The sequence below is a fragment of the Cohnella baijiui genome, from assembly GCF_020731285.1.
Lineage (GTDB): Bacteria > Bacillota > Bacilli > Paenibacillales > Paenibacillaceae > Cohnella.
On record NZ_JAJFOW010000006.1, the window covers coordinates 240,107 to 260,411 of the forward strand.

The 20,305-nt window shown below is 62.0% G+C and carries 19 protein-coding genes; 6 read left to right on the plus strand and 13 right to left on the minus strand.

All coding sequences use genetic code 11. The features are described 5' to 3' along the window. Positions 1-108: 108 nt before the first annotated feature. The 3 genes from LKX83_RS09425 to LKX83_RS09435 are packed head-to-tail and all read left to right on the plus strand — an operon-like array spanning position 109 to position 3,055. Entirely contained in the window at positions 109-852 is a 744-nt protein-coding gene (locus tag LKX83_RS09425) for a response regulator transcription factor (RefSeq protein ID WP_227881919.1), read from the plus strand. Positions 853-878: 26 nt separating this feature from the next. Then, positions 879-1,745 (plus strand): class I SAM-dependent methyltransferase, encoded by an 867-nt coding sequence (locus LKX83_RS09430; protein ID WP_227881920.1) that lies wholly within the window; start codon positions 879-881, stop codon positions 1,743-1,745. Between the two features lie 14 nt (positions 1,746-1,759). After that, positions 1,760-3,055: a CapA family protein gene (locus LKX83_RS09435; RefSeq protein WP_227881921.1), complete on the plus strand. Its 1,296-nt coding sequence runs from the start codon at positions 1,760-1,762 to the stop codon at positions 3,053-3,055. Positions 3,056-3,181: 126 nt separating this feature from the next. Here the strand turns inward: LKX83_RS09435 and LKX83_RS09440 are convergent, their stop codons facing one another. Genes LKX83_RS09440 through LKX83_RS09455 form a run of 4 tightly spaced genes read right to left on the minus strand, consistent with a single transcriptional unit; the run spans position 3,182 to position 4,232 of the window. After that, a complete protein-coding gene (locus LKX83_RS09440; protein ID WP_255654422.1) occupies positions 3,182-3,418 on the minus strand; it encodes a hypothetical protein in 237 nt (78 codons plus the stop codon). Between the two features lie 31 nt (positions 3,419-3,449). Next, a complete protein-coding gene (locus tag LKX83_RS09445; protein WP_227881922.1) occupies positions 3,450-3,683 on the minus strand; it encodes a hypothetical protein in 234 nt (77 codons plus the stop codon). Between the two features lie 9 nt (positions 3,684-3,692). After that, positions 3,693-3,956, minus strand: coding sequence for a hypothetical protein (locus LKX83_RS09450; RefSeq protein WP_227881950.1), 264 nt, complete (start codon positions 3,954-3,956; stop codon positions 3,693-3,695). Positions 3,957-3,968: 12 nt separating this feature from the next. Beyond that, the gene (locus LKX83_RS09455) at positions 3,969-4,232 is read right to left on the minus strand and encodes a hypothetical protein (protein ID WP_227881923.1); all 264 of its coding nucleotides are present in this window, start codon (positions 4,230-4,232) and stop codon (positions 3,969-3,971) included. Positions 4,233-4,453: 221 nt separating this feature from the next. Here LKX83_RS09455 and LKX83_RS09460 point away from each other — a divergent pair, with 221 nt between their 5' ends. After that, positions 4,454-4,930: an Hsp20/alpha crystallin family protein gene (locus LKX83_RS09460; protein WP_227881924.1), complete on the plus strand. Its 477-nt coding sequence runs from the start codon at positions 4,454-4,456 to the stop codon at positions 4,928-4,930. 49 nt (positions 4,931-4,979) lie between these two features. Then, positions 4,980-5,366 (plus strand): hypothetical protein, encoded by a 387-nt coding sequence (locus LKX83_RS09465; protein ID WP_227881925.1) that lies wholly within the window; start codon positions 4,980-4,982, stop codon positions 5,364-5,366. Between the two features lie 100 nt (positions 5,367-5,466). On the opposite strand, the gene LKX83_RS09470 is transcribed toward LKX83_RS09465, so the two are convergent. Then, positions 5,467-5,955 carry a MarR family winged helix-turn-helix transcriptional regulator gene (locus tag LKX83_RS09470; protein ID WP_227881926.1) on the minus strand — a complete coding sequence of 163 codons (489 nt, stop codon included), beginning with the start codon at positions 5,953-5,955 and terminating at the stop codon, positions 5,467-5,469. 201 nt (positions 5,956-6,156) lie between these two features. On the opposite strand from LKX83_RS09470, the gene LKX83_RS09475 reads away from it, so the two are divergent. After that, positions 6,157-6,333, plus strand: coding sequence for a hypothetical protein (locus tag LKX83_RS09475; protein WP_227881927.1), 177 nt, complete (start codon positions 6,157-6,159; stop codon positions 6,331-6,333). A 49-nt stretch (positions 6,334-6,382) separates the two neighbouring features. Here LKX83_RS09475 and gyrA read toward each other — a convergent pair whose 3' ends face one another. The 8 genes from gyrA to LKX83_RS09515 form a co-directional block, all read right to left on the minus strand. Continuing rightward, the gene (gene gyrA, locus LKX83_RS09480; protein ID WP_227881928.1) at positions 6,383-8,851 is read right to left on the minus strand and encodes a DNA gyrase subunit A; all 2,469 of its coding nucleotides are present in this window, start codon (positions 8,849-8,851) and stop codon (positions 6,383-6,385) included. Positions 8,852-8,975: 124 nt separating this feature from the next. Continuing rightward, positions 8,976-10,949 carry a DNA topoisomerase IV subunit B gene (parE, locus tag LKX83_RS09485; protein WP_227881929.1) on the minus strand — a complete coding sequence of 658 codons (1,974 nt, stop codon included), beginning with the start codon at positions 10,947-10,949 and terminating at the stop codon, positions 8,976-8,978. A 112-nt stretch (positions 10,950-11,061) separates the two neighbouring features. Beyond that, positions 11,062-12,048, minus strand: coding sequence for an ABC transporter permease (locus LKX83_RS09490; protein WP_227881930.1), 987 nt, complete (start codon positions 12,046-12,048; stop codon positions 11,062-11,064). Next, positions 12,041-13,072: an ABC transporter ATP-binding protein gene (locus tag LKX83_RS09495; RefSeq protein ID WP_227881931.1), complete on the minus strand. Its 1,032-nt coding sequence runs from the start codon at positions 13,070-13,072 to the stop codon at positions 12,041-12,043. Before LKX83_RS09495 ends, LKX83_RS09490 begins: the two co-directional genes overlap by 8 nt. 23 nt (positions 13,073-13,095) lie before the next feature. Next, positions 13,096-13,917 (minus strand): GDSL-type esterase/lipase family protein, encoded by an 822-nt coding sequence (locus tag LKX83_RS09500; RefSeq protein WP_227881932.1) that lies wholly within the window; start codon positions 13,915-13,917, stop codon positions 13,096-13,098. 489 nt (positions 13,918-14,406) lie between these two features. After that, positions 14,407-16,206 carry an ABC transporter ATP-binding protein gene (locus LKX83_RS09505; RefSeq protein WP_227881933.1) on the minus strand — a complete coding sequence of 600 codons (1,800 nt, stop codon included), beginning with the start codon at positions 16,204-16,206 and terminating at the stop codon, positions 14,407-14,409. After that, positions 16,203-17,990, minus strand: coding sequence for an ABC transporter ATP-binding protein (locus tag LKX83_RS09510; protein ID WP_227881934.1), 1,788 nt, complete (start codon positions 17,988-17,990; stop codon positions 16,203-16,205). The genes LKX83_RS09505 and LKX83_RS09510 overlap by 4 nt, the downstream gene beginning before the upstream one ends. Positions 17,991-18,281: 291 nt before the next feature. Then, positions 18,282-20,305 (minus strand): dynamin family protein (locus tag LKX83_RS09515; protein ID WP_227881935.1); only part of this gene is annotated, 2,024 nt, incomplete at its 5' end.

The window sequence follows — 20,305 nt, forward strand, 5'->3', positions numbered from 1 at the left end:
TCTCCTACCAAGAAGACTGACCTCATCGTAAACGCGCATTGATTCCCCGTCAACGCTTTAAGTATAATAATTTCATATGTACAGCTGCTTAGAATGGAGGAACCGCTTTTGAGCAGAACCAACGCCGCCATTCTGGTCGTCGACGACGAAACGGAAATCACCGATCTGATCTCGCTATTCCTGGCCAAGGAAGGATTTGCCGTCCATAGCGCGCACGAAGGCGAAGCGGCGATCTCGATCGCCGAAGCCCTCGCGCCCGATCTCATCCTGCTCGACGTGAATCTGGGCCAGCTCGACGGGATCGAGGTGTGCCGCCGGCTTCGGGCCGGCCCTTGCGCCGACGTGCCGATCCTGTTTTTGAGCTGCAAAAGCGAAGACGCCGACATCGTACACGGCCTGTCCGAAGGCGGGGACGACTATATTACGAAGCCGTTCAGTCCGAGCCAGCTCGTCGCCCGCGTTCACGCGCACATCCGCCGCAGGCGGATGCGGGAGCGACCGCCGGAGGAACCGTCCTCCTCGCTCGCTTTTCCGGGCCTCGAGATCGACCTCAAACGCTTCGAGGTGAGGCGGGAACAGGAGATCGTCCCGCTCTCCGTCAAGGAGTTCGAGCTGCTGTCCGTGCTCGCCAGGCAGCCGAATCGCGTCTACGGTCTTGACGAGCTCTACAGGCTCGTCTGGCATACCGACAGCATGGGGGATACCCGTACGTTGATGGTGCATATCAGCAATCTCCGCAAGAAGATCGAGCCCGATCCTTCCCGACCCTGCTACATCCATACGGTACGGGGATTCGGCTATCGGTTCTCTCCGGAACCGACGCTCGAAGCGGCGGCAAGCAATTCTATCTGAACGAGCAAAGGAAGAGCTAAACCGACATGCGAATGGCAACCGACTGGCAAGACTACGAATTGATCGACACCGGCAACGGAGACAAGCTGGAGCGCTGGGGAGACATCGTCCTCCGCCGCCCCGACCCGCAAATCATCTGGCCGCTGACCCAAGAGACGAACGAATGGCGCAACGCCGACGGCCATTACTTCCGCAGCTCCTCGGGCGGAGGCCAATGGCAGTTCCGCCGGACGCTGCCCGAGCGCTGGACGATTTCCTACGGGCCGCTGAAGTTCCATATCAAGCCGACAAACTTCAAGCACACCGGCCTGTTCCCCGAGCAAGCGGTCAACTGGAGCTGGATGATGAAGAAAATCGCGGAAGCGGGACGCCCGATCCGCGTACTGAATCTGTTCGCCTATACGGGGGGCGCGACGGTGGCGGCCGCGGCGGCCGGCGCCGAGGTATGCCACGTCGACGCGGCGAAGGGCATGGTCCAGTGGGCCAAGGAAAACGCCCAGCTGTCCGGCCTGGAGCAGGCGCCGATCCGTTACATCACGGACGACGTGTTCAAGTTCGTGCAGCGGGAGCAGCGCCGCGGCAAACAATACGACGCGATCATCATGGACCCTCCTTCTTACGGCCGCGGCCCGGGTGGCGAGACGTGGAAGCTGGAGGAGAGCCTTTTCCCGTTCCTCGAGGAGTGCCGAACCATCCTCTCGGACCAGCCGCTGTTTGTGCTGGTGAACTCTTATACGACCGGATTGTCGCCGACCGTTCTGCACAATCTGCTCCACCTGTCGATCGGCCGCAAGCACGGCGGCAAGCTGGATTGCGGCGAAATCGGACTGCCGATTTCCCGCAGCGGCCTCACGCTGCCCTGCGGCATCTATGGCCGTTGGGAGAGCCACTGAGGCCGCCGGTCGGCATGTACGCGGAACGGGCCCGGATAGTGGCGCTGCGGTGCGCGCTCGGGGCAGCGCTCGTCGGCTTCTGCCTGGCCGCCTCGGCCTGCAGCATCCTGGACGGAACGTCCGAGGCTTCGCCTCCGCCGACCGCGCCGACGGCCGTTCCGACTACGATCGCGCAGCCGCCTTCCGCAACTGCGCCGCCCGCTCCGTCGCCGCTCCCTACCGCGGTGCCGGCGCCGTCCGCTACGCCGGTCGCACAGCCCGCCGACAGCGAGGCGCTGCTGGTCGCCGTCGGCGATATTATGGTGCACTCGCCGCAGTTGCCCGGCTACTATAACGCGAAGACCAAGAAATACGACTTTCGACCTTGGTTCAAGCAGGTGAAGCCTCTGCTGCGCCAAGGCGATTGGGTCGTGGGCAACCTGGAGACGCCGATCGCCGGCGCCGATCTGAAGTACACGGGTTATCCGCGCTTCAACGCGCCGACCGAGCTTGCGGACGCCTTGAAAGACGCGGGCTTCCAGGTGCTCTCTACCGCGAACAACCACACGCTCGACCGCGGCTATCCCGGTCTCGCGCGGACGCTCGGCAACTTGCGCAAGCGCGGTCTCGTTCCCGTCGGCACGGCGGTCGACGAGACGGACGCGGCGCGGATCGTCATCGAGGAGCGCAACGGCATCAAGCTCGGGTTTCTGTCCTACACTTACGGGACCAACGGCATCCCCCTTCCGGAGGACAAGCCCTTCGCCGTGAACTTCATCGACCGGGAAGCGATCGCCAGCGACATCCGCAGAACGAAGGAAGCGGGCGCGGACGCCGTCGCCGTCTCGCTGCATTTCGGCATCGAGTATCAGCGGACGCCGAACGACGCTCAGCGCCGGATCGCGCGGGAGGCGATCGAAGCGGGCGCGGATCTCGTCCTCGGCGCCCATCCCCACGTCGTGCAGCCGTACGAGACGATCGAGGCGGACGATCCGGCCGCGCCCGGCGGCAAGCGCCGCGGTCTCGTTCTTTATTCGATGGGCAACTTCATTTCGAATCAATCGGGCAACTGGAAAAACGTCGGCGTCATCATGCAAGTCAAACTTTCCAAGCATACGGAAAACGGCGTCTCTTCCACGACCTGGAGCGACGTGACCGCCACGCCGACCTGGGTGCATATTTGGGGACCGGACGCCAAGCGTCATTATACCGTCATCCCGATGCAGCAAGCGCTCGTCGATCGGCATGACCCGAACCTGACGAGCCAGGATTATGCCGCCATGGCGGAGCTGCTGCCCGGCATCAACCGCCTTCTCGGCCAGGGGCATTAACCCGGCCAACGCTAGGCTTGTCCGAACGCCATTCCTCTGCGCCCGAACGTATGAAGCCCCATCTTTCGCGAATTCGCCGCGAGAGACGGGGCTTTTTCTGTCGGGGAACGATAAGATCGGCCTGGGCTAAATGGCGCTGGATTTCACCGTGTTGGAATCCGCCACGTCGGGATCCGTCAAAATAGAGAAAGGCATGTTGACCGGAGAAAAATCGCCGTTGATCTCCGCGACCGACTGGTTTCTTTTGTAGGATACCAACTGATCGATATATTGCACCGGGCCTGCATTGACGACGGACGTGTTATCGATGGCATTCACTTTGAAGCCGAGCAAATTGATTTGCATCGGCGTGAAATAAATCATTGTTCTTCCCCCTCCCAGTCGCGATGCCTCGCTAAAGGATGCTGACCTTATGCGTGAGACTATCGATCAAGTCCGAATCCGCCACCCAGGAGACCGTACCCTGGATCGGGGAGCGATCCCCGTGTTGTTCTCCGATGCCCTGATTTCTTTTGTAGGACACGATTTGATCCGCATGGTAAGTTGTGCCCATGTTCATGACGGAGGAATGATCGAGGGCGTTGATCTTGAACGTCAGGACGTTGATTTCAACCGGGGCGAACAGCATGGGCGCTCGTCACTCCCTCGCAAGCGGCAAAGGGACCGGTTTGGTATCGAAAAAAGAGGGCGAGTCGATTTGATCGCGGTCGTCGACGAAGCTTCGAGTCCCGACAAAATCGCAACCGTCCCCCATGTTTTGCCCGAGGCCCATCGTTTTTTTATCGGAATTGTGCCACTCCGCGAGCAAATTCTGGCCGACGTTGATCGCGGATGCATTTTCGAAGGAATTCACTTTGATGATATGAATGTTGATGATCATTTGCGGAACCGGGGGCATCAAAGACACGCGAGCTCACTCCTTCCGTTGTTCATGTCCTCGCGCCGAGCGAAGTTCTTTCTTATAGAGCCCTCCGTCCGACCGGTCATCATCCGCCACGTAGCTGACGATCTTCCGGCGACTGACGGCATCGGCCAATTGCTGGCCGAATCCTTGCGTTTTTTTGGCGACCACGTTACGGTTTCGGATCACGGTGGATCCGAAGGAGACGTCGCTTCCGTGATCTGCATTCTTAATCTGAATGTGATCAACATGGATTCGGGCGGGGACAAAGCGCATGCGAAACTTCCTTTCCGCTTGAGACTTCTTCCAAAACTTCTTTGGACGATGTTTTTTAACCTATTCCTGCCTTGCCGTTAATATAACCGGAGAGATAAACGGAATGCGGCACGAATCGGAGAACTGCGAAAAGGATCCTGCCGGTGACCGTCTTCACCGTTAATGAAAACAAGATTGCGCACATAGAAATAAGTACAAGGAAGGGGGGAACGCAGGCGCGTATGAATCAAGAGAAGCTAAAGAAGTTGTTGGAGCTTTCCAAGAGCTTGTCCGGCGAACAATTTTTGTCGGATTTATTCCATAACGCCCACACCCACGACGCGTTTAAGCAGCACCCCTTTTTTACGGACGTTGAACCCGGGCACCAAGAGCCGACGAGCCTCTTTCCGGCCGCCGACGTAGTCGTCGGCAAAGGCGAAACGATCGTGCTGATCGATTTGCCGGGCGTCGCCAAAGAAGATGTGAAGCTGACGGTCGATTCCGACCATGTGACGGTTCAGGGGCGGTCCAAGCCCCCTTTTCCTCAAGGAACATCCTATCTCACCGAAAGATTTCAAGGAGAATTCCAACGCTCCATTCGTTTGCCCGAACGAATCAGTCCTGAAAAAATCCAAATCAAAGCGACATTCGAGCACGGTTTGCTCATCATCCGTATTCCCAGTCTTTCCGTCGTTCGCAAGAACGTTCCCATCGAGTGACGCGACTGCATGCGAAAGCCGTGACGGATGAATCGAGGGGAGCTGGCCCATGTCTATTTGGCAACGCCTTTTCGGATCGCGCGGCTTGCGCGAAGAGACCGACATCCGGGACCGGCTTCGCCGGTTGGAAGACGAGGTCCGCCACTTGAACGAAACGCTCTGTCATGACCGGCCCTCGTTTGTGATCCATCACGCGGATGTGATTCGAATCGAAAAAGTCGATCACAGCAACCATTTCGGCACGGTCGACATTCAGACGCTGAGCGGGCGCCTGAATATCGGGGCCAACTATTCCGGATATTGGCCTACGGACGGCCAAGCCGCCTCGGAGGCCAACGAAGGGGACGACCGTTCGCGCCCGGCGACCGGAGAACGTCCGACGGGCGCCTCCGCTCCCCGCTGCCATATTCGGACAAGGCCCAAGCCTTCCTCGTAACGAGCCTAGCGTTCAGGACGAAAAGCCCCGCCGTCCGCGAACGTCGTCGCGAACGGCGGGGCAGTATGGCGGGAAAGCTAAGTTTCAGGCAGCCGAAGGATCAGGCGGAAGCCTCTTCCGTCCGGTCGTCGCCGGACGGCACGCGCCCGGCAGGCCGCTCCTTCGAGGCCGGCGTCTCCCGCGTTCCCGCCACCTTGGAAATCAGGAATACGAGCAGCTGGCGGTTGTGCGCCGATAGCCGGTCGAGCGACCGATTGACGATCTCGCTGCGGATACGCAGTCCCCGCTCCGTCTCCGATCGGCCGAGCGGCGTCGTGCTGACCCAGACGATCCGGCGGTCGCTTTCGTCCCGCGTCCGCTTGACCAGCCCGTTGCGTTCCATCCGGTCGAGCAGCGTCGTCACCGCGGCCGGCGTCGTCTCCAGATGAGGCAGCAGGTCGGAAGGCTTCATCGGCTCGCGCGCCTTCAGCAGCTCGAGCACCTGCAATTGCCCTTCCGTCAGCTGCGGCGCCATCTCCGCCTCCATTTGGGTCTGCCAGTCCTTCGTCAGCTTCATCCAGCTCTTCACAAATTCCGATGCCGTCTCCATCTTCCATCCTCCTCTTCTCTCCCGAACGTGCCTTCTTTTACTATTATACGCAGGCCCGATGTCGAATGATAGTTTAAGCGGGTTAAATGTTTACGCCATGAATCCTCATGAACAGGTACAATGCGACAACCGACGACATATACTGGTGACACCCAAACGGGAAACGCGGTGAAAAACGCGGTTGCGCGGAGGCGATCGATCGTGACGGCTTCGGAAGAACGCAAACGGATGATCGGGCAGATGGCGAAGGAGGCCGGTATCATCGAAGACCCACAGTGGCTTGACCGGCTCGACGAGCCGGTGCCCCTGTGGGTCGTTTTGGACATGATGCTCAAATGGATCGACCGCAGCGAGTCGAGGGAAGGTCCCTACGACTAAGCCGGCCGGCGGGCGAATGCGATCGCGAAGCCCGATCCGCCCGCTTGCGTCAACCTTGAAGCGGCTTCTTGAACGATTCGGCGAGCAGGTCGTTGCGGTCGGCCGCGACGACCGATTTGCCGTGCGCGCGGCGATCCTCGAGCGGCGCGTTGTCGGAGTGGAACTCCGCGAACGCCCCCGAGCCCGTCACCGTGCCGATCTCGATCGCTTCTTTTACATGGTAGGCGGCAATTAGGCGCGTGCCGTTCGGGCGGACGCGCTTGCCCTCCTTGAACTCGAACGTCTGGATCCCCTTGCCCCCGCGGCCCTGCTGCGGATAGTCGAACAGCAGCGTCCGCTTGGCGAATCCGTAGTCGGACAGGACGAGGATTTCGCCCTCGTCGCCGGATACCGGCAACCCGTCCGTGACGAAGTCGCCTTCCTTTAGCGCAATGCCGCGCACGCCTCCGGCTACCCGTCCTTGCAAGCTCACTTCGTTTTCCTGAATGCGAATGCTCATCCCCTGCTCCGTGACGAGGACGAGCTCCTGCGGCTCGTCGCTGCGGTAGACGGACCGGATCTCGTCGCCTTCGGCCACCTTGCAGGCGGCGATCGCCGTGCTGCGGCTCGTCGCGTACTCCGAGAGCAGCGTCCGCTTGACTTGTCCGCGGCGCAGGACGAATACGAGGGCCGGCCCCTTCTCGCCCAGCTCCGCCGCCTGCGCCCATTCGCCCGGCTTGACCGGGATGACGCCGACGAGGCGGTCGTCCTTGGCGAGCGGCAGGACGTTGACGATGGCGGTGCCGGTATCTTTCCACTTGAACTCCGGAATCTGGTGGACCGGCAGCAGGTAGTATTGCCCCTTCTGCGTGAACAGCAGCAGCGAGTCCAGCGTGTTCAGCTGCAGGCTCCAGCGAATGACGTCGCCTTCCTTGACGCCGGAACTGCCGAGATCGCCGCCGGACCGGGTGAAGGACAGCTGGCTCGTGCGCTTGACGTAGCCTTGGCGGCTCAGCGTGACGATGACGTCCTCGGCCGGCACGGTCACTTCGAGATTGACCTTCAGCTCCTCCACTTCGCCTTGGATGACGGAGCGTCGGTCGATGCCGTATTTGCCCCGAATCTCGCCGAGCTCGTCCTTGATGACGCCGTTCAGCTTTTTCGGGCTTGCAAGAATGGCGCGGAGCTGGTTGATCTTCTTCATCGTGTCGGCATGCTCTTTCTCGAGCGACGTGATCTCGAGATTGGTCAGCCGGTACAGCTGCAACGTCAGGATCGCGTCGGCCTGACGCTCGGAAAAGCCGAACTTCGCGACCAGGTTGTTCTGCGCGTCCTGGCGGTTTTTTGAGGCTTTGATCGTCTCGATGACTGCGTCGAGCAAATTAAGCGCCTTGACGAGCCCTTCGAGCACGTGGGCGCGGTCTTCCGCCTTCTCCAGATCGTATTGCGTCCGGTTCGTCACGACTTCGACCTGGTGCGCGATGTAGGCGGAAAGGATCGCTTTGAGGCCGAGCTGCTGCGGCGCTTTGTTGACGATCGCAACCATATTGAAGCTGTAAGTCACCTGCAGATCGGTCTTCTTCAGCAGGAAGGCGAGAATGCCTTCCGCATCGGCGTCCTTCTTCAGCTCGACGACGATGCGCAGTCCGTTCCGGCCGCTCTCGTCGCGCACTTCCGCGATGCCTTCGACCTTTTTCTCGAGCCGCAGGTTGTCGATCGCGTTCACGAGCTTCGACTTGACGATCTGATAGGGGATCTCCGTGATCACAATCTGCTGCTTGCCGCCGCGCAGATCCTCGATCGCCGTCTTCGAACGGATGTACATCCGCCCCTTGCCGGTCTCGTACGCTTCGCGGATTCCCTCTTCGCCCATGATGATGCCGCCGGTCGGCAGGTCCGGCCCGCGCACGATCTGCATGAGCTCCGCCGTCGTCAGCTCGGGGTTGTCCATCAGCGCCGTGCAGGCGTCGATGACCTCGCGCAGGTTGTGCGTCGGAATCTCCGTCGCGAAGCCGGCCGAGATGCCGCTGACGCCGTTGACGAGCAGATTCGGGTAGCGGGCCGGCAGGACAACCGGCTCCTTGGTCGTATTGTCGAAGTTGTCCTTGAACGGCACCGTGCGTTTGTCGATGTCGCGGAGCAGCTCCATCGCGATCGCGGACAGCCGCGCTTCGGTGTAGCGCATCGCGGCGGGCGGATCGTCGTCCATCGAGCCCCAGTTGCCGTGGCCGTCCACGAGCGTATGGGCGATCTTCCAAGGCTGCGCCATGCGCACCATGCCGTCGTAAATCGAAGCGTCGCCGTGCGGGTGGTAGTTGCCCATGACGTCGCCGACGGTTTTGGCCGATTTGCGGTACGGCTTGTCCGGCGTATTGCCCGCGTCGAACATGGCATACAAGATGCGGCGTTGCACCGGCTTCAGCCCGTCGCGCACGTCGGGGATCGCCCGGTCTTGAATGATGTATTTAGAATAGCGTCCGAAACGGTCGCCGACGACCTCTTCCAAGTAAGCCGGCAGAAATTGCTCCAACAAACCCATAAACGTCTCTCCTTCTGACCCTGCTTTCCGCCGTCCGTCGCGCGTGCAAGATCGCGCGTGTGCCGCGCGGCCGGAACCGCGGCGTTCGAAGGAGCGTCAACGGCTGACGCTGCTTCTCCTCGCGTTAATCCTCGTATTGCATGAAGTCGACGTTGTCGATGATCCAGCGCTTGCGGGGATCGATCTTGTCGCCCATCAGCGTCGAGACTCGGCGTTCCGCCTTGGCGGCATCCTCGATCTGCACCTGCAGCAGCGTGCGCGACTCGGGATTCATCGTCGTCTCCCAGAGCTGCTCCGGATTCATTTCCCCGAGGCCCTTGTAGCGCTGAAGCTCCGCGCCTTTGCCGATTTCCTTCATGTAGTTCTGGAGCTGCTCGTCCGTCCACGCGTAGCGCACCGTTTCCAGCTTGCCCGATTTGCGGGTGATCTTATAAAGCGGCGGCTGCGCGATGAACACCTTGCCGGCATCGAGCAGCGGCTTCATGTACCGGTAGAAGAACGTCAGCAGCAGCACCTGGATGTGCGCGCCGTCCGTGTCGGCGTCCGTCATGATGATGATCTTCGCGTAGTTGCTCTCATCGACGTCGAATTCGGGACCGACGCCCGCGCCGATCGCCGCAATGACGGCTTTGTACTCCTCGTTGCGAAGCACGTCGATGAGCTTCGCCTTCTCCGGGTTCATCGGCTTGCCCTTGAGCGGCAGAATGGCCTGGTACTTGGAATCCCGGCCCTGCTTGGCCGAGCCGCCTGCAGAGTCGCCCTCGACGATGAACAGCTCGTTGCGCGAATAGTCCTTGGACTGCGCCGGCGACAGCTTGCCGCCAAGGCTCGGGCTTTCGCTGCGCTTTTTGCCGGTACGGATTTCTTCGCGCGCCTTGCGGGCCGCCTCGCGGGCTTTGGAGGCTTGGACCGACTTGCGGATCAGCTGTTGGCCGACTTGCGGATTTTCCTCCAGGAAAACCGCCATCTTCTCGGCCACGATCGCGTCGACCGCTCCGCGCGCCGAGGCGCTGCCGAGCTGGTCCTTCGTCTGGCCGACGAATTCGACCTCAGCCATCTTGATGTTGATGACGGCCATCATGCCTTCGCGGAGATCGCTGCCTTCGAGATTTTTTTCCTTCTCCTTGAGCTGGCCGATCTTGCGGGCGTATTCGTTCATGACGCGGGTGTACGCCGTCTTGAACCCGGTCTCGTGCGTCCCGCCCCCGCGGGTGGGAATGGCGTTGACGAACGAGGCGATCGTCTCGGTGTAGCCGTCGTTGTACTGCAGGGCCACCTCGACCTCGATGTCGTCCTTCTCCGCCGCGAAGTGCACGACGTCGTGCAGCACCGTCTTGTCTTCGTTCAGGTACTGGACGAACTGACGAGCACCGCCCTCGTAGTGGAACGTATCCTCCTTGCCGGAGCGCTGGTCCTTCACGACGACCTTGAGGCCGGAATTCAGGAAGGCGATCTCCTGCAGCCGCTCCGCCAGCGTGTCGTAGTTGATCGACACGTTCCCGTGAAACACTTTGGGGTCGGGCTTAAACGTCACCTTGGTGCCGGTCTTGTTCGTGTTGCCGAGCACCTGCAGAGGGGTGACGGGCTCCCCGACGTGGTCCTTGCCCTTCTCGTCGGTCCACGTCTCGAAGCGCATTTTATGTATTTTGCCTTGAAGGTAAATCTCGACTTCGAGCCACTCCGACAGCGCGTTGGTGACGGATGCGCCGACGCCGTGCAGGCCGCCCGACTTCTTGTAGCCGCCGCCGCCGAATTTGCCGCCCGCATGCAGCATCGTGAAGACGACCTGCGGCGTCGGAACGCCGGTCTTGTGCATGCCAGTCGGGATACCCCGGCCGTTGTCGTAGACGGTGACGGAATTGTCCGTGTGGACGGTCACGTCGATGCGGTTGCAAAACTTCGCGAGATGCTCGTCGACGGCGTTGTCGACGATTTCCCATACCAGATGATGCAGACCGGAAGTCGTGGTGCTGCCAATGTACATCCCCGGTCTCTTGCGTACGGCGGTCAAACCTTCCAGCACCTGGATATCGTCGGCGCCGTATTCCGTTCCCGCCTGCGCCGAAGCTTCGGCAAACAGGTTGATTTGTTCGGTCACGAAGGATCCTCCTAGCGATTCTCTGCTGCGTCTGTTGTGAAAGAGGGCAACGGTCCGGCCGCGCGCGGCCGCGCGTTGAAAACTTTCAGGACAGACGCACCTTCCGTCTATTTTAGTTCAAGATATCTTGCTTCGTAAAGACGGCAAACGATACGACCAGTGCCGCGATCGCCCAAACGCCTAGAACGGCAAGGGAAAAGCCGAGCGTCATCCCGTCGATCGGGGGCGGGGAGCCCTGCAGGTAAACGGTCAAATCCAGGTTCACATTAAACAGATACTTGGCGCTGTGCCAGGACGACGCCATGTTCGACAGGATCGCGCCCGAGATGACGGCGGCCATCATCGTCACGAGACTGGCGGCCGTGCTGCGCACAAGCACCGACACCATAAAGGCGAGGATTGCGACCACCATCGCGGAGAACCACACCAGGCCCATAAGCATCAGCAAGTAAGCGCCTTGGGTAATCGCATGGACGTCGGCCGTATCGATGTCGGAGCCGGCAAGCCGAAAACCGACAAACACGGGTTCCCGCCAGCCTTCGTAGCCGAATACCAGTCCGGATACGAGATAGCTCACCGCGGCCGTCGCCACGATGATGAGCGAGACGTACAGCGTCAGGGTGACCAGCTTGGAAAAGAGGATGCGCCATCGCCGCACGGGCCGCGTGAGCAGCATTTTGATCGTGCCCGTAGAACGCTCCGACGATACAAGGTCGGAGGCGACCGCAAGCACCATCAGCGGGATGAACATGCCGACCGCGTTACGCAAAAAACTGTTAGTGAACGTTACGGCGTTCGGCGTATTCGGATTCACGTCGTGATCCAGATCGTACTGCAGCTGCTGCACGAGCGCCACGCGCCATTTCTTCCACTCCTCCGGCACGCGGTCGCTCGACAAGGCATTCGTATTGTCGATGATGCGCTGCCGCAGCTCCGCACGCCAGTCCGTGAATTTGTCCTTGTTGTTCTCGGCAATCTTGAGCTGCGCGTAGACGAACACGGGGACGAGCACGAGCAGGATCAGGACGATGACCGCGAACCTTTTTTTCTTCCATACCTTCAGCGTCTCGTTTTGGATCAAGGCCAATTGGTTAGCCAAGCCGCTCCCCCTCCGTCAGCTTCAAAAATAGTTCCTCCAGCGACGGCGAGGCCCGATGTACCGCCTGTACCCCGATTCCCGCCGCCACGAAACGCTCGACCCACCCGGGCACCGCGTCCGGTTCCATCGACGTGACGATCGCGCCCGGCATCGCGGCGAGCAGCGATTCGTCGATCCGATGCTCGTCCTCACCGACGACGCGCGCGTCCGGATGCTCCCGCAGGAGCGCCTCGGCACGTTCGGGATCGGAGACGAGCCATAGCGTATAGGTCTCGGCCTGGGCGACGAGCTCCTCCACCTTGCCCACCGCGATGACCCGGCCCTGGCCGATGATGGCGACGCGGTCGCACATGAGCTGAATTTCGCTGAGCAGATGGCTCGACACGAAGACGCTCATGCCCCCGTCCGCCAGCTCGCGGATGAACGCGCGCAGTTCCTTGATCCCTTTCGGATCGAGGCCGTTCGTCGGCTCGTCCAGGATGAGCAGCTTGGGCGAGCCGAGCAGCGCCTGCGCGATGCCGAGGCGCTGCCGCATGCCGAGCGAGTACGTCTTGACCTTGTCGTGGATGCGCGCGTCCAGTCCGACGATGTCGACCACTTCTTCAATGCGGGCTTCCGGGATGTCCGGCTGCATGCGGGCGAAATGCGCGAGATTTTCCCATCCGGTCATGTAGCTGTACATCTCGGGATTTTCGACGATGCATCCGACGTGCCGGAGCGCCCGCTCCGGCGACCGGTTCACGTCTTCGCCGCACACCGAGATGCGTCCTCCAGTCGGCTTGATCAGGTCGACGAGCATGCGGATCGTCGTCGTCTTGCCGGACCCGTTCGGCCCGAGAAAGCCGAATATCTCGCCCGCACGGACGTCGAACGAAATGTCGCGGATGATCGGCTTGCGGCCGATCGACTTGGATACCCGCTCCACCGACAAGACCACGTCTCCCTGCGTTTTGCCGGACGGTCGGCCCGGCTGAAACGCCTGCCTCCGCGAAGGCCGCCCTTCTCTTTCCTGCGCCTGTTCCATGCCTGTCGCCGCTCCTTTCTCCATCATTCCAGCGTCTGCGCGACCCGCTCCGCGATCCGGGCGTAACCGTCCGCATTCGGATGGAAGTGGTCGGAGGACAAATAACGCGTGACGTCCGTCTCGAACAAATCGTAGGTGGGCACGACCGCCGCGTTGCCGTCCGTCTCGGCGAGTCGGCGGGCGTAGCCGTTCCATTCGTCGATGACGGCGCCGACGGACTCCCGCAGCGCGGGCACGTCGTAAAACGGGTTGTACAGGCCGACATAGACGATGCGTCCGTTCGGATTCAATGCGCGAAGCTTGCGGAAGACGGTCTCGAGCCGCGGCTTCAAGCCGATTAACCGCGTCTGCAGCAGCTGGACGTCGATGTCCCCGCCTTCGGCGAGGCTGCCCCCGTTCTGCGCCACATGGAATAGATCGTTGCCGCCGATCGTCACGAGGAGCAAATCCGCTTGGGCGATCGCGCCCTTGAAGCCTTCGTCGTCCAGCCGGATCGTGAGGTTCGACGCTTCGAGCCCGTTGATGCCCAGGTTGTTGACGAGCTTGACGGGCTTGCCGAGCGCTTTTTGCAGCCGGTCGACCGTTCCGCGCACGTACCCTTGCCCGCTCGCATCGCCGGTTCCGCGCGTGAGCGAATCGCCGATGGCGGTGACGAGCAGCTCGTGCTTGTCCTCCCAAGCGCCGCCCGTCGCCACCGGTTGCGGCGTTCCGCCTGGCAGCGCAATGCCGGCGGAGGGCGCCCAGGCGTCCTTCAGCGCCCATCCGAAGCCGAACAGGAGCAACAGCGTGCAGCCGAGCGAGACGAACCCGAGCGACGGCCACAGCCAGGATTTCTTCGATTTCATTCGCCTCTCCCCGCTTTCCCCGCTCGCATGGTTTTCCATTTTCGCTATTCTCACGATAACTTTTCTGACGGCAATTATCAAATGCGGAAACGGTACGGGGCGCGCGAGCGTCCAATGCGAGGAGTTACGCCAGTTCGAGGGCACGCAGTCGAGGGCAGCGGCCGGACAAGGCGGGCGTTCGCTCGGCACGTCGGAGTTGGCGCGTAAGGCGGGCGATTGTGGAACGCGTTAGCCCGTTTGAGCGGGTATCGGCGCGCATTGGGGCCAATGCGACGGGCGTTAGCCCGATTGAGCCGCTATCGGCGTTCGCAACCTCCCCGAATGATTCACGCCCGCCAGTTCGGACGCCTCTCGGCGCGTGCATCCCCTAACCGATGAACACGAAGTCCCGCGCTCCCCCTCCCCGCCCCCACGCAAAGGCAAAACCGCCCCACGCGGCCGACATGGCTGCGATAAGGCGGTTGGGCAGGTTGGGCAAAGATCCCAGCGTCAGGCGGACAGGAACCGGTACTGCGCTTCGATAAGCCCCCGGTAATGGCCACCCGAACGCATGAGCTGCTCGTGGTTGCCCTGCTCGACGACGACGCCGTGATCGAGAACGACGATCAGGTCGGCATGGCGGATCGTCGACAGACGGTGCGCGACGATGAACGACGTGCGGCCATCGAGCAGCGTGCCGAGCGCTTCCTGGATGCGCAGCTCGGTCTCGGTGTCGATGCTCGCGGTCGCTTCGTCCAGGATGAGGATGCGCGGATCTGCGAGCAATGCGCGGGCGAACGACAGCAGCTGGCGCTGCCCCATCGACAACGCGCTCCCGCGCTCCTGCACCTCGGTGTCGTAGCCGTCCGGCAAATTCACGATAAAGTCGTGGGCGCGGACGGAACGCGCCGCGGCTTCGACTTCCGCGTTGGTCGCTCCCGGGCGGCCGTAGCGGATGTTCTCCCGGATCGTCCCGGAGAAGACGAACGTATCCTGCATGACGATGCCGATCTGCTCGCGAAGCGAGTTGAGCGTAACGTCCCGCACGTCGACGCCGTCGATCTTCACGGCGCCTTCGTTGGTGTCGTAAAAGCGGCAGAGCAGGTTCACGATCGTGCTCTTCCCCGACCCGGTATGGCCGACAAGCGCCACCGTCATACCCGGCTTGATGTCCAGGTTTAGCCCCCTGAGCGCCGGACGCCCCGGCTCGTAGCCGAATACGACGTTGTCGAACCGGACGTGCCCTTGCACGTGCGGCAGCGGCTTCGCGCCTTCCCGCTCGGCGACGATCGGCTTTTCGTCCATGTATTCAAAGATGCGCTCCGCCGAGGACATCGAGATGAGCAGCATCGAGTACATTTGTCCGAGGCGGTTGATCGGCTCCCAGAAGTTGCTTACGTACGTGATGAACATGACGAGCACGCCGACCGTGAGCTCCTCCGCGCGAATGAGATGCGTCCCGTACAGGAGCAGAATCAGCGTCCCGATGGCCGAAGTGACCTCGATGACCGGCCCGAACATCTGGTTGAGCGCCGAGGCGAAATTCCACGACTTGATGCTGCTGCGGTTCATATTTTCGAAAAACTGCATGTTTTCATTTTCTTGGGCGAACGCTTGCGTCACCCGCATGCCCTGGATCGCTTCGTTCAAGTGGGAATTGATGCGGGACTGCTTGATCCGGACCGTCTGCCAAGCCATCCGCGTACGCTTGCGCAGCGACGAGGAGACGAGGAAAAGCAGCGGCACCGTGATCATGACGGCGAGCGCCAGCTTCGGCTGGAGCACGAGCAGGATGATGATGATCCCGCACAGCTGCGTAATATCGATGACCGAGTTGACGACGCCGTTCGAAAGCAGATCCTGCAGCGCGTTGACGTCGTTGGTGATGCGAACGAGCACCGAGCCGGCCGGTCGCTTGTCGAAAAAGCGGAACGAAAGGCTCTGCACGTGTTTGAACAGCGCGGAGCGCAGGTCGAAAATGACCTTTTGCCCGATATCGTTCGTATGCGTGATCGTGTAGTGCTGCGCCCACCAGCGGAGCAGGTACATGACGACCATCGTGCCGACGAGCCCGATCAAAAAGCCCATGTGCCCGCTGCCGCGCTGCGGGTCGATGACCCGGTCGATCGCCGTCCCGATCAGGAGCGGGATCGCGAGCCGCGTCAGCATGCCGAACACCATCATGACGACGACGACGCGCGTGACGGCGCCCCGGTACGGCTTCAGATACGTGAAGAGCCGGGCCATTTGCTTCCAGTTGAACGATTTTTCGATCAGGACGTCGTCCTGGTATTGAAACTGCCGGCTCATCCCGTCACCCTCCTCTCGTCCGCTGTCGCTTCGCCCAGCTCGTCGGGGCGGTCGGCGTACTGCGTCCGATACGTCTCGCGGTACAGACCTGGCGCGCGGACCAGCTGGTCGTGCTTGCCGCGCTGGGTGATCCGGCCGCGATCGAGCACGAGAATCTCGTCCGCCGACCGCAGGGAGGAAATGCGGTGCGCGATAATAAACGTCGTCTTGCCGGCCATCACCTTGCGCAATGCGAGCTGGATCTGGTGTTCCGTCTCCATGTCGAGTGCGCTCGTGGAGTCGTCGAGGATCAGGACGCGCGGTTTGAGCAGCAAGGCGCGCGCAATTGCGATCCGCTGTTTTTGGCCGCCGGACAGTCCCATCCCGCGCTCGCCGACGATCGTGTCGTAGCCTTCGGGTAACTCCATGATGAAGTCGTGGGCCTGCGCGAGCCGCGCCGCCTCCTCGATCTCCTCCTTGGACGCGTCCGCGCGTCCGTACGCGATATTCTCGCGGATCGTCGTAGAGAACAGGAACGACTCCTGATAGACGATCGCCGTCTGTCGCCTTAGGCTCTCGAGCTCGATGTTGCGGATGTCGACCCCGTCCAGCGTGATCGATCCGTCGCCGACGTCGTAAGCGCGCAGCAGTAGCTGCACCACCGTCGATTTGCCGGCCCCGGTGCCGCCGAGCAGACCGACGACCGACCCCGGAGGCGCGTCGAGGTTAAAGCCCAGCAAAGCGGAGGGCTGATCCTCGTGGTTCGGATAGCGGAAGCTGACGTCGCGATACTGCAGATGCCCGCGCACCCCTTCGTCATGCAGGACGAGCGGATGATCGACGTTGCGAATCGCGACGGGCTTGTTCAGCAGTTCCAGCAGCCGCTCGCCGGCCGCCTTGGATTGCGTGTAGTTGTTGATCTGAAAGCCGAGCGTCCAGAGCGGCGCGACGATCATGCCAAGCATGCCGTTCAGCGATACGAGGTCGCCGAGCGACATCGAGCCGCGGATGACGCGCCATCCGCCGACCACGATGAGCAGCGCGATACTCAAGTTCGCGATGAACTCGATGATCGGAAAGTATTTGGCCCACACGGCCGCCAATGACAGATTGTTCTCTTTGTACTGCGTGTTGCCCCCGTCGAACTTTTTGTACTCGTGTTCTTCGCTTGGAAACGATTTGACCGTGCGCACGCCCATGATGTTCTCTTGAACGCTCGTCGTGAGGCGGCTGATCGCCGCGCGGATCGAACGGAAGACCGGGTGGATGTTCAGTTCGAACTTGATCGCCACGAAGCCGAGAATCGGGATCATCGCCAGCGTCATCAACGCGATGGGCCAGTCGATCGCGAACATCATGGCGAAGCCGAACACGACCAAAAACACGGTGTTGAGCAGTTGGGCGAACCCGAAGCCGATGAAGTTCCGGATGCCTTCGATGTCGGCCGTCAGCCGGGACATGAGATCCCCCGTCCGGGCCTGGTCGTAAAACGAGAAGGACAACGATTGCAATTTCTCATAGCTGGTGTTGCGAAGCCGATAAGCGAGCCTGTTGCCGAGTCGTCCGCCGCAAAAGCCGTGAACGTACTGGCAAGCCGACTTGACGACGATGATGCCGACGGCGAGCAGCGCAAGCCCGAGCAGCCCGTCGAATTTCAGGGGCACAATCATGTCGTCGATCAGCACCCGGAGCAGCAGCGGGTAGATCAGGCCAAGGGCGGTCGCTGCGGCCAGCCCGAGCACGGAGCCGATCAAAAACCCTTTGTCTGCCCAGAAAAACTGCTTCAGTCCGCGAAATATGTCCAAAAAACGTCAGTCCTCCTCGGATCTCATTACCCCGGAAGTGTAACAGGATCGTCACATCCCTTCAAACGGCGTAAGAAGGTCTGACGGCGCCTGAGCGGGATCATGCTCCGTTCAGCCGGACCAAGGTCCGGATATCTCCCAAATCATCTGAAATAAGCCCTCACTTCCCACAATTGACCAGCAAAACGGCGATTACGGGCGGAAAAACGAGTAAAGGCTTTTCTACATTCGCGTAACGAAGTAGAAAAGCCGATACCGTGCGGATATGAGAGCGGTTGCCCGCCCGCACGTTCACCCGTTTTTCAATTGCGTCCAAGCGGCCCGAATTCGCGCCAGCTCGGCCTCCGCTCCCGGCTGCAGCAGCTCCCGCTCCAGCCCCGCCGCGAACGTTCCGAGCTCTCCGGCCAACGCTTCGCCGGCCTCGGCGAGCGAGAGGCGGAAACCTTCCTCCACGCGCGACGTCCAGTCCCGTTTCATCGCTTCGAGCCAGACGTCCGCTTCACGCAGCAGCTCCGCCTCCAGCGTTTCGCGGAGCGCGCGGCTGCCTTCCTTCTCGAAGAAATGCTTGGGACTGCGGAACGCGTTCCACAGTCTCCGCGCGTCCACGGCCGGACGCTCCCTGAACGGATCGCCTTCGGCGGAGAGGCCCAGCTCGGGCTTGCCCGGCAGCTCCGGCGAGAAGCCGTCCAGCTCGGAGCGTTCGATGCCGTCCCGGATGCGCTCCGCGACGCTTCGCTGAAGAGCGACTTCGATGCGCAAGCCGGCAGACCGCAGCTCCTGCCTGAGATCCTCGGCGACGCTCCGTTTCAGATCGAGCCAGCACGCCTGGAGAAGCTTTTTCAGATCGCGTCCGTCGTCCTGCAGCACCGATGGGTGGAACGCCCCCAAGAAATGTTCGCCGAAACGGTACTGCACCCGTCTGCGCAGATGGTAAAGCTGCTCCTCCAGCTCCTGCGCGAGCGGCTGGACGGCCGCAGCGGACAGCTCGGACCGCCAGTCGTCGCGCAGCTTGGACGCTTCGCGCAGCAGCCGCTCGGTGCGGGCTTGGCGGGTCGCGGCGTCCTCGCCGGCCGAACGCAACAGCCCGTCGATGAGCCCTTCGATGCGCGCGAGCTGCTGACGGGCGGCCGCCAGGGCGAGGCTGCCGAGCTCTCGCTCGGAGAACTGCCGGAACGCCGCCTCGAACGCGGCGATGCCGGAGGCCTCCATCCCCTCGGGCGAGCGATCCAGCTTCGCCTCCAGCGCCTGCAGGCTCGAGATCGGGAACAGCCGGGGCCGCCGGATGCCGTGCTTCAGCAATTGCTGCTCGACATGGCTTTGCACCGCGGCCAGTTCCTCGGGGGAGGCCGCGAGATCCGCGGCGTTCAGGACGAAAAACATTTTGTCGAGCTCGAAGGCGTCCTTCACGCTTCCCAACTGGTTCAGGAAACCGCGATCGGCCTCCGTGAAGGCGTGGTTGTAATACGTGACGAAGAGTACCGCGTCCGCGTTTTTGATGTACTCGAAGGCGACGCCCGTATGTCGGGCGTTGATCGAGTCCGCCCCGGGCGTATCGACGAGGACGGCGCCGCTGCGCGTCAGCGGCGAGTCGACGTGCAGATCGACCGAGGCGACGAAGCAAGACGCCTCCTCCTCGGCGACGTAGCGCCGGTACTCCGCTTCGCCGGCGAGGAATGTTCGGCCGAGCCGTTCCCCGTAATGCGGCCAGCCGCTCGCGGCTGCCCGCAGAAACGCCAGGTGCGGCCGCCCGCGCGGATGGATGTCGTCGGGCGTCATGCGCGCCGCCAGCGTGAGCAGCGCGGAGGCGTCGTCTCCGGCGGCGCGGATGGCGGCGGCGTCTACGCCAAGACGCTCGAGCGAGTGGGCGAGATCCTCGCGCATCGCCTCCGGCGTCTTCATCGCGATCCGGGCGGTGCCGTGCGGCGCGTCGGCCGCCGGCGCGACGATCCGGTTGATCGTCGCGGTCGTCGGATTTGGCGATACCGGCAGCGCGGGCTGACCGACAAGCGCGTTGGCGAACGACGACTTGCCGGCGCTAAACGCGCCGAACAGCGCGATCGTAAAGCGGCTTTCGCGCAGCTGCGCGGCTTTGGCCGCCAGGCCGTCCCGCTGCTTGCGCAGCTGCGGCACCGGCGCGAGCAGCTCTGCCGCTCGCTCCAGCAGCGCCGCGGCGCCCGTCGGCGCGCCGATCGGCGAGACGGCCTCTTCCGCAGGCGCGGCGGCGTCGGCGGATCGGACAGGCTCAGCCGCCGCGTCCGGGCGTGCAGACGCGCCTGCGGCTGCGGAAGAGGCCGTCTCGCCGATCGGCGCGCCGA

Excerpts from the sequence above, each read along its gene's own strand:
- LKX83_RS09445 (WP_227881922.1), bottom strand. The coding sequence starts at position 3,683 with ATGCTGTTCGCCCCGGTTGAAATCAACGTCCTGACGTTCAAGATCAAC.
- LKX83_RS09470 (WP_227881926.1), bottom strand. The coding sequence starts at position 5,955 with ATGGAGACGGCATCGGAATTTGTGAAGAGCTGGATGAAGCTGACGAAG.
- LKX83_RS09460 (WP_227881924.1), top strand. The coding sequence starts at position 4,454 with ATGAATCAAGAGAAGCTAAAGAAGTTGTTGGAGCTTTCCAAGAGCTTG.
- LKX83_RS09440 (WP_255654422.1), bottom strand. The coding sequence starts at position 3,418 with ATGATTTATTTCACGCCGATGCAAATCAATTTGCTCGGCTTCAAAGTG.
- LKX83_RS09505 (WP_227881933.1), bottom strand. The coding sequence starts at position 16,206 with ATGAGCCGGCAGTTTCAATACCAGGACGACGTCCTGATCGAAAAATCG.
- LKX83_RS09435 (WP_227881921.1), top strand. The coding sequence starts at position 1,760 with ATGTACGCGGAACGGGCCCGGATAGTGGCGCTGCGGTGCGCGCTCGGG.
- LKX83_RS09495 (WP_227881931.1), bottom strand. The coding sequence starts at position 13,072 with ATGGAACAGGCGCAGGAAAGAGAAGGGCGGCCTTCGCGGAGGCAGGCG.
- LKX83_RS09430 (WP_227881920.1), top strand. The coding sequence starts at position 879 with ATGCGAATGGCAACCGACTGGCAAGACTACGAATTGATCGACACCGGC.
- LKX83_RS09455 (WP_227881923.1), bottom strand. The coding sequence starts at position 4,232 with ATGCGCTTTGTCCCCGCCCGAATCCATGTTGATCACATTCAGATTAAG.
- LKX83_RS09465 (WP_227881925.1), top strand. The coding sequence starts at position 4,980 with ATGTCTATTTGGCAACGCCTTTTCGGATCGCGCGGCTTGCGCGAAGAG.
- LKX83_RS09500 (WP_227881932.1), bottom strand. The coding sequence starts at position 13,917 with ATGAAATCGAAGAAATCCTGGCTGTGGCCGTCGCTCGGGTTCGTCTCG.
- gyrA (WP_227881928.1), bottom strand. The coding sequence starts at position 8,851 with ATGGGTTTGTTGGAGCAATTTCTGCCGGCTTACTTGGAAGAGGTCGTC.